This is a genomic window from Streptomyces sp. NPDC059455, assembly GCF_042750115.1.
GTDB classification, from domain to species: domain Bacteria; phylum Actinomycetota; class Actinomycetes; order Streptomycetales; family Streptomycetaceae; genus Streptomyces; species Streptomyces endocoffeicus.
The window spans coordinates 3,860-19,515 of the sequence record NZ_JBHYVB010000210.1; the positions used below are offsets into that span (position 1 = coordinate 3,860).

Annotated in this window: 9 protein-coding genes; 4 read left to right on the top strand and 5 right to left on the bottom strand. The window is 73.1% G+C overall.

Annotation, left to right across the window (positions count from 1 at the left end):
* Positions 1–291: 291 nt before the first annotated feature.
* A complete protein-coding gene (locus ACFXB5_RS44230) occupies positions 292–3,207 on the bottom strand; it encodes a putative bifunctional diguanylate cyclase/phosphodiesterase (RefSeq protein WP_385219449.1) in 2,916 nt (971 codons plus the stop codon).
* A gap of 346 nt (positions 3,208–3,553) precedes the next feature.
* Entirely contained in the window at positions 3,554–4,552 is a 999-nt protein-coding gene (locus tag ACFXB5_RS44235; protein ID WP_385219450.1) for a 2-hydroxyacid dehydrogenase, read from the bottom strand.
* A gap of 75 nt (positions 4,553–4,627) precedes the next feature.
* Here ACFXB5_RS44235 and ACFXB5_RS44240 point away from each other — a divergent pair, with 75 nt between their 5' ends.
* From ACFXB5_RS44240 to ACFXB5_RS44250, 3 genes are all read left to right on the top strand, one after another.
* Complete coding sequence (locus ACFXB5_RS44240) at positions 4,628–5,626, top strand: aldo/keto reductase (protein ID WP_385219452.1); 999 nt, start codon at positions 4,628–4,630, stop codon at positions 5,624–5,626.
* A gap of 153 nt (positions 5,627–5,779) precedes the next feature.
* Positions 5,780–6,955, top strand: coding sequence for a PQQ-dependent sugar dehydrogenase (locus ACFXB5_RS44245; RefSeq protein ID WP_385219454.1), 1,176 nt, complete (start codon positions 5,780–5,782; stop codon positions 6,953–6,955).
* Positions 6,956–7,110: 155 nt separating this feature from the next.
* On the top strand, positions 7,111–7,278 hold the full coding sequence (locus tag ACFXB5_RS44250) for a DUF6191 domain-containing protein (RefSeq protein ID WP_167396640.1): 168 nt from the start codon (positions 7,111–7,113) through the stop codon (positions 7,276–7,278).
* A gap of 121 nt (positions 7,279–7,399) precedes the next feature.
* Here ACFXB5_RS44250 and ACFXB5_RS44255 read toward each other — a convergent pair whose 3' ends face one another.
* The 3 genes from ACFXB5_RS44255 to ACFXB5_RS44265 form a co-directional block, all read right to left on the bottom strand.
* Positions 7,400–10,663, bottom strand: a complete 3,264-nt coding sequence (locus tag ACFXB5_RS44255; RefSeq protein ID WP_385219462.1) for an AAA family ATPase — start codon at positions 10,661–10,663, stop codon at positions 7,400–7,402.
* A 142-nt stretch (positions 10,664–10,805) separates the two neighbouring features.
* Positions 10,806–10,997 (bottom strand): hypothetical protein, encoded by a 192-nt coding sequence (locus tag ACFXB5_RS44260; RefSeq protein ID WP_385219456.1) that lies wholly within the window; start codon positions 10,995–10,997, stop codon positions 10,806–10,808.
* A gap of 149 nt (positions 10,998–11,146) precedes the next feature.
* The gene (locus tag ACFXB5_RS44265) at positions 11,147–13,552 is read right to left on the bottom strand and encodes an MMPL family transporter (protein ID WP_385219458.1); all 2,406 of its coding nucleotides are present in this window, start codon (positions 13,550–13,552) and stop codon (positions 11,147–11,149) included.
* 128 nt (positions 13,553–13,680) lie between these two features.
* On the opposite strand from ACFXB5_RS44265, the gene ACFXB5_RS44270 reads away from it, so the two are divergent.
* Positions 13,681–15,171 (top strand): M81 family metallopeptidase, encoded by a 1,491-nt coding sequence (locus tag ACFXB5_RS44270; protein WP_385219460.1) that lies wholly within the window; start codon positions 13,681–13,683, stop codon positions 15,169–15,171.
* The last annotated feature ends 485 nt before the right edge of the window (positions 15,172–15,656 follow it).

Sequence of the window (15,656 nt, forward strand, 5' to 3'; positions counted from 1 at the left end):
CACAAAAATACCGCGGCCTGTTCTTTTTTTTAATTACCCCACCCCGGGGGCGCGTGCGGGTAATGGGCATTACTTTTACCCAATTTTTGTTGGGGGGGGGGGGGGGGGGGGGGGGGGTGCACCGGGCCCTGCCGGTGCAACAAAAAACCCCTCGTGCCGTAAGGCAAGCGAGGGGAGCGCGCCGGTGAGGGTCCGCAGGGCTTCGATGGGCCCTGCTCAGCCGACGCGCTGTCCAAGTACGAGAATTCGGGTGCGCATGGCTCCGACCCTCCCCCCGGCGCATATCGGGTGTCAAGTGGGTGGGACGGGCGTCTCAGTATTTGAGCGGGTCGGCGGGTGGGTGTGCGGCTCCGTACGGCGCGGGCCGTGGGAGCCGCCGTGCCCGCCATGACCGCCGTGCCGGATCGGCAGGGCGCCGCCGACCAGCAGCGGGGGCTCCGGGCGCGGCACCGGATAGCCGCCGCGCAGCAGCGCCCGGCGCAGCCGGTGCTCGTCCAGCGGCCCGCTGAAGGCCGCCCCTTGGGCGTGGGTGCATCCCATACCGCGCAGGGTGACAATCTGCTCGGGCAACTCCACCCCCTCTGCGATGGACTGCATCCCGAGATCGCCGGCGATCCTCAGCAGCCCTGCGGTGATCTTGTGCAGCCGTGAGGACTCGACCACTCCCTCGACCAGTCCGGGGTCCAGTTTCAGCACATCGATGGGAAGCCTGCGGAGCGCCCTGATCGCGGCATAGCCGCTGCCGAAGCCGTCGAGGGCGATCCGCACCCCCAGCCGGCGCAGTGCGCCGAGGCGGTGCTCGAGCTCGTCCAGCGGCACCCGTGGATCGCTGTCGGTCAGCTCCAGGATCAGCGCGCCGGACGGCAGCCCGTGGCGGGCCAGCAGGGTCTCCACGGCCTTGGGCGGCATCGACTTGTCCACCAGCCGGCTCGCGGGGAGCCGTACGCAGACCGGGACCGGATGGCCGTCACGGCGCCGCTGGGCGGCCTGCTCGACGGCCGCCTCCAGCATCCAGCGGGACAGCTCGGCGGTACGGGCGGTGTCCTCGCCGCTCCCCCGGCCGTTGTCGGCGACCCGGAGGAACTCGGCGGGGGTGAACAGGATCCCCTGGGCCGAGCGCCAGCGGGCCTGCGCCGCGACCGCGGTGATCCGGCCGCCGGCCAGCTCGACGACGGGCTGGTGCAGCAGCACGAACTCCCCGTCGTGCAGGGCGGCGCGCAGTCTGGTGGCGACCTCGGCGCGCCGCGCCACCTCGGCCTGCATCTGTGGTGCGTACAGCTCGACGCGGTTCTTGCCCGCGGCCTTGGCGCGGTACATCGCCAGGTCGGCGTTGCGCATCAGGGCGCCGGGGCTGGTGCCGGGCTCGGCGAAGGCGACGCCGATGCTGGCGGCCACGCGGACCTCGGTGCCGCCCTCGACTCGGTAGGGCTGGGAGAGCCGGAGCCGCAGCCGGTCGGCGATCTCCATGATGCGCTGCTCGCGGGTGCCCGCGTCCCCCTCGCCGTCGCCGAGGATGAGGGCGGCGAACTCGTCGCCCCCGAGCCGGGCCGCGCAGTCGCCGGACCCGGACCGCACGGACTCCTGGAGCCGGCGGGCGGCCTGGACCAGCAGCTCGTCCCCGGCGTGGTGGCCGACGGTGTCGTTGACCGCCTTGAAGCCGTCGAGGTCGATGAAGAGCACCGCGGTGCCGGCGTCCGTACGGCGGCGGCCGGCGACGGCGTGCGCGACCCGCCGGGTGAACAGGGCGCGGTTGGGCAGATCGGTGAGCGGGTCGTGCTCGGCGTTGTGCTGGAGCTGGGCCTGGAGCCGGACCCGCTCGGTGACATCGCGGCTGTTGAAGATCAGCCCGCCGTGGTGGCGGTTGATCGTGGACTCCACGTTGAGCCAGTCGCCGGAGCCGGAGCGGAAGCGGCATTCGATGCGCGTGGTGGGCTCCTCGCCCGGTGCGGCGGCCAGGAACCGGCGGACCTCGTGGACCACCGATCCGAGGTCCTCGGGGTGGATGAGGGAAGCCAGCTCGGAGCCGATCATCTCGTCCGCGTCGCGGCCGTAGACCCCGGAGGCGGCCGGGCTGACGTAGCGCAGGATTCCGGTGGGCGCGGCGATCATGATCACATCGCTGGAGCTCTGCACCAGGGAGCGGAAGTGGTTCTCCTTCTGGGCGAGTTCCTGGGTGAGCCTGATGTTGTCCATCAGCATGATCGCCTGTCGGACGACGAGCGCGAGCACGACCGCGCAGGCGGTGAAGAGCACCACCCCGTCGATCGGCCGGCCGTCCATCACGTTGAACAGGACCCCCAAGGTGCAGACGGCTGCGGCGAGATAGGGCGCGAGTGCGGCGAGCGAGCCCGCGATGGGGACGCTCTGCTGCGGGGAGCGGCGCGCCGGCGGCGGGTTCTGGGCGGCCTCGCGGCGGGCCACCCAGGGTGCGTACGCCAGCAGCGCGGAACCGGCGAACCACCCGGCGTCGAGTATCTGCCCGGAGCGGTAGTGCTCCCGCAGCAGCGGCGAGGTGAACAGCGCGTCGCACAGCACGGTGAGCGCGAAGGCGGCGATCGCGGTGTTGATCGCGGAGCGGTTGCCCGAGGAGCGCCGGAAGTGGAGCACGATCACCATGCTCACCAGCACGATGTCCAGCAGCGGATAGGCGAGCGACAGGGCGCCGCGGGCCACGGAGGCGCCGTCCGCGCCGAACTCGCCGGTGTGGGCGAGCGCGAGGCTCCAGGAGAGCGTGACCAGCGATCCGGCGATCAGCCAGGCGTCCAGCCCCAGACAGATCCACCGGGCCCGGCTCGTGGGGCGCTTGGCGAGCACCAGCATCCCGACGATGGCGGGCGGCGCGAAGAGCAGGAAGCAGAAGTCGGCGACCGAGGGGGTCGGCACGGGGCGGCCGAGCACCACCTCGTACCAGCCCCAGACGGCGTTCCCCAGCCCGGCCATGGCCGAGGAGGCGGCGAACAGCAGCCAGGCCGGGCGCAGCCGCCCGGCGTGCCGGCGGCCGTGCCACAGACAGGAGGCCGCGGCGGCGAACGCGGCGGCGCTCAGCCCGAAGTCACCCATGACAAGGGCCAGTTGGGACGATCCCCAGCCGACGATCGCCCCCGCCGCGTAACCGCCGCAGACCAGGGCGAGGACCACTTGCGGCAACAGCCCGGCCCCGCCGCCGGAGACCGACGGCCGGGCGAGCACCGCTCCCGTGGCGCTCACTGGACTGCCATCCACTGCGTGGCGGACCACTGGCGCCTCGGGGCCCCCGGAAGCGGTATCCCCGCGGGCCTCGTCGAGTTGGAGAACCGCGCGGCTGCGCGGAAGTGTCGCGGTCGACGCCTGAGCTGCGTCGGGTTGTCGGTCCATCGGCCATACATCGCCCGTCGCCCCCCTCGAGTTCCGGTCCATCGCTGACGCCGTCAGGTCAGTGGCGCAGCCCCCGGTCGGGACGATACACCAGAGTGGTCACGCAGGGACATAGGCCATCTACGGACCGTAACCGACTAGGGCGTTGTATATACGGAGGGGAGTCAATCGGTGCCTGTATGTGGTGCCAGAGGCATGTCTACCCCGTCGTGGCGACGAGATGTGCCAGCGACTCGCCGCGCGCGTAACGATGCAGCTGATCCCTCAACAGCCGCTTGGCGCGCGGGAGGAAGGCCGACGTGGGGCCGCCCACATGCGGGGAGATGAGCGCCCCTGGAGCGTGCCACAGCGGATGCCCGACGGGCAGTGGTTCGGGGTCGGTCACATCGAGCGCGGCCCGCAGCCGGCCCGACTCCAACTCCATGAGCAGGGCCTTGGTGTCCACGACCCCACCACGGGAGACGTTCACCAGCAGCGCCCCGTCCTTCATCCGCGACAGGAATTCCGCCCCGGCCAGACCGCGGGTGGCCTCGGTGAGCGGGGTCACCAGCACCACCACATCGGCTTCCGGAAGCAGTCGGGGCAATTCGTCGATCGGATGCACCGGGCCGCGCTCGGTCGTGCGCGGGGAGCGCGCGACGCGCGCCACCCGCTCGCACTCGAAGGGCACAAGCCGATCCTCGATCGCGCTGCCGATGGCCCCGTAGCCGACGATCAGCACGGACTTGTCGGCGAGCGCGGGACGGAAGCCGGAGCGCCACTCCTCGGCGTCCTGACCCCGGACGAAGTCGGGTATACCGCGCAGCGAGGCCAGGATGAGGGTGAGGGCGAGCTCGGCGGTGCTCGCGTCGTGCACCCCACGCGCGTTGCACAGCCGCACCCCGGGCGCGAGATCGGCCAGCGCGGGCCTGATGTGGTCTATCCCGGCGGTCAGGGTCTGCACCACCCGCAGGTTGGTCATGCCGGGCAGCGGACGGGTGCACACCTGCGGCGGCTTCATGTAGGGGACGCAGTAGAACGCGCAGCGCGCCGGGTCGGTGGGGAAGTCCTCGCCGCCGTCCCAGTGGGCGTATTCGAGGGTGTCGGGTAGGCCGTCCATCTCCTCGGGCGGGATGGGCAGCCACACCAGGTCACGCGCTTCGGATGAACCGTGAGTCGAATCGTGGTGGCGGAACGTATCGCTGTGATCTGCACTCATGCCAGGAGGCTATGCGATCACCAGCCGTTGGCAGAGGTTAGTTTGGGGTCCGAGGAACGGGAGGGGTCAGGCCAGGTGGAGCGCAGGAGAATCGGCGCGGCGGCGCTCGAAGTGGGGGCCATCGGCCTTGGATGCATGCCGATGAGCTGGGCGTACACCGCTTCGCAGCGCAGTGGCGAGCACTCGGTGCGCGCCGTGCACACCGCGCTCGACTCGGGGGCGAGCCTGCTGGACACCGCCGACATGTACGGCCCCTTCACCAATGAACTGCTGGTGGGGCGGGTGCTCAAGGAGCGGCGGGCGGACGCCTTCGTGTCCACCAAATGCGGACTGCTGGTGGGCGACCAGCACATCGTGGCCAACGGGCGGCCCGGCTATGTGAAGCGGGCCTGCGACGCCTCGCTGCGCCGGCTCCAGACCGATGTGATCGACCTCTACCAGCTGCACCGGGCCGACCCGGAGGTCCCCATAGAGGAGACCTGGGGCGCGATGGCGGAGCTGGTCGCGGCCGGGAAGGTGCGGGCACTCGGGCTGTGCGCCGTGGGCGCGCGGGCACAGCGGAGGGCGGGCGCCGGGATGCACGACGCCACGGTGCGCCAACTGGAGCGGGTCCAGCAGGTCTTTCCGGTCAGCTGTGTGCAGGCGGAGCTGTCGGTGTGGTCGCCCGACGCACTGGAGGCGCTGGTGCCGTGGTGCGCCTCGCGCGGAGTGGGCTTCCTGGCGGCGATGCCGCTGGGCAACGGCTTCCTGAGCGGAACGCTCACCCCGGGGCAGGGCTTCGAGCCGGACGACATGCGGGCCCGGCATCCGCGGTTCACGGCGGAGATGATGGCCGCGAACCAGCCGATCGTGGCCGGTCTGCGACGGGTCGCCCAGCGGCACGGGGACGGAGTGACCCCGGCGCAGGTGGCCCTGGCCTGGCTGCTCGCGCAGGGACCGCATGTGGTGCCGGTGCCGGGGACGAAGCGGGAGCGGTGGGCGGCGGAGAACTGCGCGGCGGCCGGTCTGCCGCTCTCGCCCGAGGACCTCGCGGAGATCGCGGAGCTGCCGCCGGCGCGGGGGTCGTGGGACTGAGCGCGTCGCACACCGGCCGCCCGGCGCGGGCCGCCGGTGTGCGTTCGGCCCTGGTCCGGGCCCGATTCGGGGATGGGAACCCGGCGCGGGTCCGCGGTGTATAAGAATCAGTGCCGTGCCGCGGCACACGTGCCCATGGAGAGGAACCCGACCGTGCGACGTCCTCGCGTCACCTCCGTTCTCGCCGCCGCTGCCGCCGTGGTGCTCATGGCGGGCTGCTCGTCCGATGGCGACAGCATCACCAGACCGGGCAGCCGGTCGTCCGCGCCCACGAAGCCGGGCGACGGGGGCTCCTCCCCGGGCGCGCCCTCGCCGACGGAGTCCGCGGCGCCCGCGAAGGGCTCGGTGAAGGTGGAGCGCACGCTCACCACGAAGCTGGACTCCCCCTGGGGGCTCGCGCCGCTCCCCGGCGGGGATCTGCTGGTCTCCTCGCGGGACACCGGGAAGATCTTCAAGGTCTCGGCGGACTCGGGGAAGAAGACCGAGCTGGGGTCCGTCCCGGGCGTCTCCGCCGCCGGTGAGGGCGGGCTGCTGGGGCTGGCGGTCTCCTCCGACTTCGGCGCGGACCATATGGTCTACGCGTACTTCACCACCGATTCGGACAACCGCATCGTCCGGATGGTGTACGACGACAAGCGCCCGGCAGGCGATCAGCTCGGCGCCCCGGACACGATCTTCAAGGGCATCCCCAAGGGCGCGATCCACAACGGGGGCCGCATCGCCTTCGGCCCGGACAAGATGCTCTACGCGGGCACGGGCGAGAGCGGTGACCGCGGGCTCGCCCAGGACATGGACTCCTTCGGCGGCAAGATCCTGCGGATGACCCCGGACGGCGAGCCCGCGCCCCGCAATCCGGACGCCCAGTCGGTCGTCTACTCCCCGGGTCACCGCAATGTGCAGGGCCTGGCCTGGGATGCGGACAAGCGGCTGTGGGCCTCCGAGTTCGGCCAGGACACCTGGGACGAGCTCAATCTGATCGAGCCGGGCAAGAACTACGGCTGGCCGGAGGCCGAGGGCAAGGCCGGGAAGAAGGGCTTCGCCGATCCGCTCGAGCAGTGGAAGCCCAAGGACGCCTCGCCGAGCGGAATCGCCTTCGCCAAGGGCTCGATCTGGATGGCGGGGCTGCGCGGTGAGCGGCTGTGGCGCATTCCGCTGAAGGGCGACAAGGCGGTGGCGAAGCCACAGTCGTTCCTGGACGGGAAGTACGGACGGCTGCGCAGCGTGGTGGCGGCGGACGACGGGGGGCTGTGGCTGACCACGAGCAATACGGATGGGCGTGGTAAGCCGGGTCGGGAGGACGACCGGATCCTGCGGCTGGAGGTCCGCTGAAGGGAGGTCCGCCGAGGGGAGATCCGCTGAGGGGAGATTGAGGGGAGGGCGAATCGGCTGGTCGTGGTGTTGAGTTCGGCCGACATGGTGTGGAGTGCCCGTTCTGTGACGGGTCTGCCTACACTGGCAGCAGTCGCACGCCTACGGGGGTCGTCATGTTCAACCTCATCGAGGAACTGTTCGCGCCCGGCCGCAAGCACACCGAGGAAGAGCGCAACCGGCTGGAATTCACGCTCGACGAGACGCGCAGCAGCGACCCGGGGAAGGGCCCTATAGACCTTGACTCCGGGCGAGTGGTGATCCGGCCCCGCGAAGGGGACTGACCCGGAAGGGGACTGGCTCGGGAGGGGACTGACGCGGCGGGTGGTCGGCGTATCGCGCGTCCTGCCAGCCCTGGCGTCCTGCCACGCCCCGGTCTGCTGCCGGTGCGCACCGCGCACACCGTCAGCGGGCCGCCGCCGCGCCATCGGCCAAGCCGTCCACCAGCCGCAGTCGGTGGGCCACGGCGGCTGCCTCGGCCCGGCCCGAGACGCCCAGCTTGGCCAGGATGTTGGAGACATGGACGCTGGCCGTCTTGGGTGAGATGAAGAGTTCCTCGGCGATCTGGCGATTGCTGCGCCCGTCGGCGACCAACCGCAGCACATCCCGCTCCCGTGGCGTCAGCCCCAGCTCCTCGGCCGGATCGACGGGTTCTGTGGGCTCGGCGGCCGGGGCCGAGGAGCCCGGCGCCGGGGGCAGCGCGGGGGTGCGGCCCGGGGACGCGTCGAGCGCGGCGCGGGTCGCGGCGGACGCCAGGGGCAGCCGGGCGCGCCGGGCCAGCAACTCGATCTCCTCGCGCAGCGGACGGGCGCCCAGCCGGTCGGCCACGGCATGTGCCTGGGCGAGCAGTTCGGCGGCGTGGTCGCGATCGGCCCGGACCGGGGCGCCCTGGCCGTGGGCACCTTGGCCGGAGGCGCCCTGACCGTGGGCGCGCTGGCCCGGGGCGCTCTGCCCGGAGGCGCCCTGGCCCAAGGCACCCTGCCCGGAGGCGCCCTGACCCAAGGCACCCTGCCCGGAGGCGCCCTGACCCACGGTGAGCAGCGCTTCCGCCCAGCGGTGGCGGGCGCGGGCCAGCGGATGGGGGCGGTCCAGCGCGACGAAGGCGGCCGTGGCCTCGGCCCAGAGGTCCGGCCGGGCCCGGCCCTCGGCGCGCGCCAGTTCGGCCTGGACCATCGCCGCGTAGGCCCGCCACACCGGCACGGGCTGCGACACCCGCTTCACCGCCACCCGGAGGCGGGCCACCGCCTCGCCCCGGCCCGGCTCGGCCGTGGGCAGCCCGCGCGCGGCCGACTCGGCCGCGGCGGCCGTGTACAGCAACCGCCAGGCATAGCGCTGCATCCCGGGCGGGAAACCGGCCTCCACGGCCTGGTCCAGCAGGGCCCGGACCTCCAGGATCCGGCCACGGGCCGCCGCGAGTTCGATGGCGTGCCCCGCGATCTGGAGGGTGTACTGCGGTTCGGTGTTGCGGGCCCCGTAGTGCTCCCGGGCCGCGGCCAGCTCGCGCTCCGCCGTGTCCCACTCCCCGCGCGCCAGCGCCAGCTGGGCGAGCCGGTTGGCGGCGGTGCCGCGCGGCTTGGTGCCGAGGGCGAGCCGCCGGGTTTTCAGGGCCGCCGCCTCCGCCTCGTCCCAGCGACCCAGGGAGAACAGCGACTCGGCCAGATTCCCGTAGACCCAGGCCCGGGAGTCCACCAGGCCGACCCGGTCCAGGATCCGGGCGCCCTCCTCGGCGGTCTGCACCGCCTCGGCCGACCGGCCGACTCCCTCCAGCGCCGAGGCGAGATTGACATAGCAGCGCCCCAGGACGCTGATGTCGCCGAGGTCCAGGGCCCGCTCGCAGACCTCGCGCATCTCGGCCAGACCGCGCTCGATGTCGCCGGAGTCACCGGTGAAGTAGCCCAGCGTCAGGCGGGCGTTCAGCTCCGTGCTCTCGGCGCCGACCAGCCGGGCCAGCTCCACCGCCCGTTCGGCGGCGGCCAGGCCCTCGGCACCTGGCCGGTGGGTCATCGTCCAGCCCGCCACCTGCGCCATGACCTCGGCGTGCACGGGGGACGGCGGCAGCCCGCGCACCAGCTCCTGGGCCCGGCTCAGCTCCTCCCAACCGTCACCGCGGGCCAGGCCCTCCATCAGTTTGCCCTGCTGGGTCCAGAACCAGGCGGCCCGCAGCGGGTCGTCACCGCCGCGGTCCAGCGTCCGCAGCGCCCGCTTGCTGACGGCCAGCGCCCGCTCCCGCTGCCCGGACATGTGCGCGGCCACCACCACCTCGGCGAGCAGATCGAGATGGTGCAGCGGCTGGTCCTCACAGCCGCAGGCGGGGTACGCCTCCGCGTAGTCCATGGGCCGCTGCGCCCGCCGTATCTCCTTGGGGGCGTCCTCCCACAGCTCCATGGCCCGCTCCAGCAGCCGCAGCTGCTCCGCGTGGGCGTACCGCCGCCGTGCCGCGACGGACGCCTGGAGCACGGCGGGCAGGGCCTTGGCGGGGTCGTGGGCGTGGTACCAGTAGCTGGCCAGCCGGGCGGCCCGCTCATCGGCCCGGACCAGCGCGGGCTCGGCCTCCAGGGCCTCCGCGAAGCGCCGGTTGAGCCGGGAGCGCTCCCCGGGCAGCAGATCGTCACGCACCGCCTCGCGCACCAGCGAATGCCGGAAGCGGTAGCCGCTGTCGTCGGCCGTGGGGCGCAGGATGTTCGCCCCTACGGCGGCCCGCAGCGCGTCGATCAGCTCGTCCTCGCCCAGCCGGGCGACGGCGCGCAGCAGTTCGTACTCCACCGAGGAGCCGCCCTCGGCGAGGATCCGCACCACCCCCTGGGCTTCCTCGGGCAGCGCCTCGACCCGCACCAGCAGCAGATCGCGCAGCGATTCGCTGAGCCCGGTGGCGCAGCCCTCGTTGAGGGAGCGGGCGATCTCCTCCACGAAGAAGGCGTTGCCGTCGCTGCGCTTGAAGATCCGGTCGACCAGGTCGCGCTCCGGCTCGGCCCCGTTGATCCCGGTCAGCTGGGCGTGCACCTCACCGCGGGTGAAGCGGGACAGCTCGATCCGCCGCACCTCACGCATCCGGTCCACCTCGGCGAGGAACGGGCGCAGGGGATGGCGGCGGTGGATGTCGTCGGAGCGGTAGGTGGCCACGACCAGCAGCCGGGCGCTGAGCAGCGAGCGGAAGAGATAGCCGAGCAGCTCGCGGGTGGAGCGGTCGGCCCAGTGCAGATCCTCGATGGCGACGACAAGGGTGCGCTCGGCGGCCAGCCGCTCCAGCAGCCGGACGGTGAGCTCGAACAGCCGGGCCCGGCCGTCCCCGTCGTGGGACGCGCGCGAGGTTTCGCCCAGCTCGGGCAGCAGCCGGGCCAGTTCGCCCTCCTGCCCGGCGGCGGCCCCGTCCAGCTCGGCGCCCAGCTTGCGGCGCAGCGAGCGCAGCACGGTGGACACGGGCGCGAACGGCAGCCCGTCGGCGCCGATTTCCACACAGCCGCCGACCGCCGCGACCGCCCCCGCGGCCACGGCCGAGGCCAGGAACTCGTCGATGAGGCGGGTCTTGCCTACCCCCGCCTCTCCCCCCACCAGCAGCACCTGCGGCTCGCCCGCGGTGGCGCGGGCGAGCGCGTCCTCGAGGGTCGCCAACTCCTGGGCGCGGCCGATGAACACCGGGCTGACGGACGTGGTCTGCACGTCGTCGAGCATCGCACAGGGCACCGACACCGCGGCACCGGCTTTTCCGGCCCCCGCCGCCCCGGATTCCACCGCTCCGGCGGCCACAGCTTTGACGCTCCCCGTTCCGGCTCCCGCCCCAGTCCCCATGGCGAGCGGCACGGCCCGGCCGCCGTCAGGCCGCCGTGCGGTACGACCGTGGTGAGCGGTCGCCGCGCCACCGCCGGACCGGCCTCAGCCGCCCTCCCCTCTCCCGCCCGGCCGACCGGCCGCCGGGCCCCTCCGCCGCCTCCCGGGCCAGCCGGTGGGTGGCGGCCTCCCGCAGCAGCTCGGCCTCGCGGATCCGGTGCAACTCATGGTGCAGCATGGCGTTCTCCCTGGTGACGAGTGGTTTCGTGGAACGCGTCCACTTTCGTCGGCCAGGAGGCCCGGCACATCGGGAGACTGCCCGATCTTCGCTCGGGCCAGGGCCTTAGGCGCCCCGCCCACATGGCTGAGAAAGCCCGAGGAGGGTCCTTAGGGCACCGGCGACCGTGCCGTACCGGCCCGCGCCGCGCCCTCCGCGCCCTCCGCGACCACCGCGGGCTGACCCGGCAGTGGCACGGGCGCCGCCACCGGTCCGGACGCCGGACTCCCGCCATCGCCCTGGGCGCTCCCCTCGCCGTCGCCCTCCGCCTCGATGCTGATCCTCGGCAGCAGCCGCTCCAGCCAGCCCGGCAGCCACCAGTTGGCGCCCCCGAGCAGATGCATCAGCGCGGGCACCAGGAGCGTACGGAGAACGAAGGCGTCCAGGGCGACAGCGGCCGCCAGTCCGATGCCGAACATCGCGATGATCCGGTCGCCGCTGAGCACGAATGCCGAGAAGACCGCGATCATGATGATGGCCGCGGAGTTGATGACCCGGCTGGTCTCGGCAAGCCCCACCCGGACCGCGGTGCGGTTGTCGCGGGTGCGCCGCCACTCCTCGTACATCCGGCTGACCAGGAAGACCTGGTAGTCCATGGAGAGCCCGAAGAGCACCGAGACCATGATCACCGGTAGGAAGGGCTCGATCGGGCCCGCCCTGCCCAGCCCCAGCAGTTCGCTCCCCCAGCCCCATTGGAAGATCGCGACCACCACGCCGAAGGACGACGCGACGGCGGCCACGTTCATGACCGCCGCCTTGATCGGGATGCCGATGCTGCGGAACGCGAGCAGCAACAGCACACATCCCAGCGCCACCACCACCCCCACGAACAGCGGCAGCTTGCTCACGATCATCGCGGCGAAGTCGTCGTAGCCCGCGGTCAGCCCGCCCACGTAGACCCGCAGCGAGCTGCCCTCCTCGGCCCGGGGAAGCACCTCGGCGCGCAGCCGTCCGACGAGATCGGAGGTGTCCCGGGACTGCGGTGCCGTCGTGGGGACGACCGTGATGACACCGGTGTCGCCGCCTCCGCCCAGGTCCGCGGCGCTCACCGAGGCCACCCCGTGGATGGTGCGCAGGGTCTCGGGCAGTTGGGTGAAGGCCATACGGTCGTCGGCCCCGTCCATGCTGCCTATCAGCGTCAACGGGCCGTTGAAACCTGGTCCGAACCCGTCGGCCAGCAGGTCGTAGGCCCGTCGCGTGGTCGAGGCCGAGGAGCCGTTGCCCTGGTCCGAGGTGCCCAGGTGGAGCGAGAAGGTGGGGAGGGCGAGCACCGCGATGAGGGCGGCCGCGACCGCTCCCAGCAGTTTGGGGCGGCGCTCGACGTAGAGCGCCCAGCGGGCGCACAGGCCCTGGGACGCCGCGGCCTCCGGCCCCCGCTCGGCCAGCCGTCTGCGCTCCTTCCGGCTCAGGGCCCGCATGCCGATCAGGCCGAGCAGCGCGGGCAGCAGGGTGAGCGAGGCGACGACCGTAAGGGCGACGGTGAGCGCCGCCGCGACCGCCACCCCGTTGAGGAAGGACAGCCGCAGGACGAGCATGCCGAGGAGCGCGAGACAGACGGTCGCGCCCGCGAAGACCACCGCGCGCCCCGAGGTGGCCACCGCGCGCTGGGCGGCCTGTTCGACCGACAGCCCCCGCCGCAGCCCCTTACGGTGCCGGGTGACGATGAACAGCGCGTAGTCGATCCCCACGCCGAGGCCGATCAGCATGCCGAGCATGGGCGCGAAGTCGGCGATCGTCATGGCGTGGCCGAGCAGCCCGATGGCCGCGTACGCGGTGCCGACGCCGATGAGCGCGGTGGCGATCGGCAGCAGCGTCGCCGCGAGCGAGCCGAAGGCGAGGAAGAGCACCACGGCGGCCACGGCGACCCCGATGGCCTCGCTCAGATGGGCGGGCCCGGTCCGCTCGGTGAGCCCGGCGCCCGCTCCGCCCATCTCGACCTGAAGGCCCTTGGCCCCGGAGGCGGCGGAGCGCACCGTGTCGAGCACCCGGCGCACCTCCGCCTCGCCCAGGTCGGCGGCGGGTTTACGGAAGACGATGGTGGCGTAGGCGGTGTGCCCGTCGGCGCTGATCCGGCTGTTGTCCCCGGCTTCGCCGAGCCCGCCGGATCCGCCCAACCGGCCGGTGTCACCGGCGCCGGACGGACCGGTCGCGGAGACGGCACCGTACGGACCGGAGGCGGAGACGGCGCCGGACGGACCGGTCACGGAGGCGACGCCGGGCAGGTCCGCCACCTGCCGCAGCGCCGCCGTCATCCGCCGCTCGACCCCAGGGGCGCGTACGGTGCCCGCGCCGTCCGCGGTGTGCCAGACGACGGTGTCGCTGTCCCCCGCCCGGTCCGGCAGCCGCCGCTCCATCAGGGCGGAGACCTTGGAGGAGTCGGTGCCCGGGATGTCGTAGTCGTTGGAGTACGCCGAACCCGTCACGGCCGCCGCCGCGGCGACCCCGGCGAAGGCGGCCAGCCACAGCACGATGACGATGGCGCGGCGCCTGAGACACCAGCGGGCGAGTGCGGCCATGGCTGCTTTCCGGGTCGTGCGCCGGGGGGCGGCGTGATGTGGTTGTGACCTGGCACTCTGCCAGGCAGAAAAGATCCTTTGTCCCCTTTGTGGGCTTCACCACATGTGGGACGGGGAAGTCGGAGAGCATGAATCCTGCCGCGTCCGGAGGCCGCCGCCCGCGTATCGGCATCGGCGGTATGCACATCGAGTCCAGCACCTTCAGCCCGCACCGCGCGGCCTACGACGACTTCCGTATCACCCGCGGCGCCGAGCTGCTGGACCGCTACGCCTGGACCCGGCCGGACGGCGAGCTGGCCGGGCGCGCCGAGTGGGTGCCCCTGCTCCACGCCGTCTCGCTCCCCGGCGGTCCCGTCGAGCGCGGGACCTACGACCGGATCAAGGGCGAGCTGATCGAACGGCTGCGGCGGGCCGGTCCGCTCGACGGGCTGGTCTACGACATCCACGGCGCTATGAGCGTGGTGGGCCTGGAGGACGCCGAGGGCGACCTGACCGAGGCCGTACGGGAGGCGATCGGGCCCGACGCGCTGATCTCCGCCGCCATGGACCTCCACGGCAATGTCTCCCGCCGCTTCGCCGGCCGGCTCGATCTGATCACCGCCCACCGGCTCGCCCCGCACGAGGACGCCTGGGAGACCCGCGAGCGCGCCGCCCGCAAGCTGGTGGAGCGCCTGGCCTCCGGCAGGGGTCGCCCGCATCTGGCCTGGGTGCAGATCCCGGTACTGCTGCCCGGGGAGCGCACCAGCACCCGCCTGGAGCCCGCCAAGTCGCTGTACGGGCGGCTGGCCGCCGTGGAGGCGATGGACGGTGTCGTGGACGCGGCGATCTGGGTGGGCTACGCCTGGGCCGACGAGCCGCGCTGCCGGGCGGCCGTGGTGGTGACCGGCGACGACCCCGTGCTCGCCGTCGAACAGACCCGCTCCCTGGCCCGCGACTACTGGGAGATGCGCCGCGACTTCGCCTTCGTCGGCCCCACCGGAGGCGCCGACGAGTGCGTCGCCGAGGCCGTCGCCTCCTCCGCCCGCCCCTTCCTGATCAGCGACTCCGGCGACAATCCCACCGCCGGGGGCGCCGGGGACCTCGCCTATATGCTCGGGCGGCTGCTGGCCAACGAGGACCTGGCCGCCGGCCGCGCCACCGCCCTGCACCCCGGGATCACCGATCCGGCGGCGGTCGCGGAGTGCTTCGCCGCCGGGCCGGGCGCGACGGTCCGGCTGTCCGTCGGCGGCGGGATCAGCCGGGGGACGGCGGACCACGCCGCGCCCTGCGAGCTGACCGGCGAGGTGGTCGCCCTGCGCCGGGACGACCCGGTCGGCGGGGATCTCGCGGCGGTGCGGTGCGGGGGCGTCACGGCGATCCTGGTCAGCCGCCGCAAGCCGTTCCACACCCTGGCCGACTTCGGCGAGCTGGACCCGCGCGGCTATGACCTCGTCGTCGTCAAGATCGGCTACCTGGAGCCCGAGCTGTACGCCCTGGCGGCGGACTGGCGGCTCGCGCTCACCCCCGGCGGGGTCGACCAGGACCTGGCGCGCCTGGGCCACCGGCGCCTCGTACGGCCGCTGTACCCCTTCGACGACGAGGGGTTCGAGGTGCCGCATCTGGAGCCGCTGCTGCTCTGAGCGCTCCGCGGGAAGTGGCGCGAGGTGCGGTCGTTCATCCGCGGCCGCGTCGTGGCTGGTCGCCCACGCGGCGGAGCCGCATGTCGACACAGCCGCGGCGGAGCCGCACATCGACACGGCCCCGCGCCCCTTCGGGGCGCAACCGAACCGCACCGGACTTCAGCGAGGCCGCTCAGGAGTGTCCGGCGGGCCTTGACGCCTGCGGCGGGCTGTTCCCCTCCCCGCCCCTTCCCACAACTGGGGCTCCGCCCCAGACCCCGCTGCCGGACACCCCCGCTGTGCGCGGGCATCCGCCCAGTCCTCCGTTACGCCAACGCGCCGACGTGCTCACTGGCTGGCTGCTCGACCACCGCGTCGCGGGCGGCGCGGTCGGCGCCCCGGCCGGACACCCCGGATGTGCGCGGGCGTCCGCCCAGTCGTCCGTTACCCCAACACGCCGATGGCGACACCCCACCAACGCAGGCGCGCACGCCCTCACCGCCCTG

Coding starts and splice junctions, on each gene's coding strand:
- ACFXB5_RS44250 (WP_167396640.1), top strand. CDS start 7,111: ATGTTCAACCTCATCGAGGAACTGTTCGCGCCCGGCCGCAAGCACACC.
- ACFXB5_RS44265 (WP_385219458.1), bottom strand. CDS start 13,552: ATGGCCGCACTCGCCCGCTGGTGTCTCAGGCGCCGCGCCATCGTCATC.
- ACFXB5_RS44260 (WP_385219456.1), bottom strand. CDS start 10,997: ATGCTGCACCATGAGTTGCACCGGATCCGCGAGGCCGAGCTGCTGCGG.
- ACFXB5_RS44255 (WP_385219462.1), bottom strand. CDS start 10,663: ATGCTCGACGACGTGCAGACCACGTCCGTCAGCCCGGTGTTCATCGGC.
- ACFXB5_RS44270 (WP_385219460.1), top strand. CDS start 13,681: ATGAATCCTGCCGCGTCCGGAGGCCGCCGCCCGCGTATCGGCATCGGC.
- ACFXB5_RS44235 (WP_385219450.1), bottom strand. CDS start 4,552: ATGAGTGCAGATCACAGCGATACGTTCCGCCACCACGATTCGACTCAC.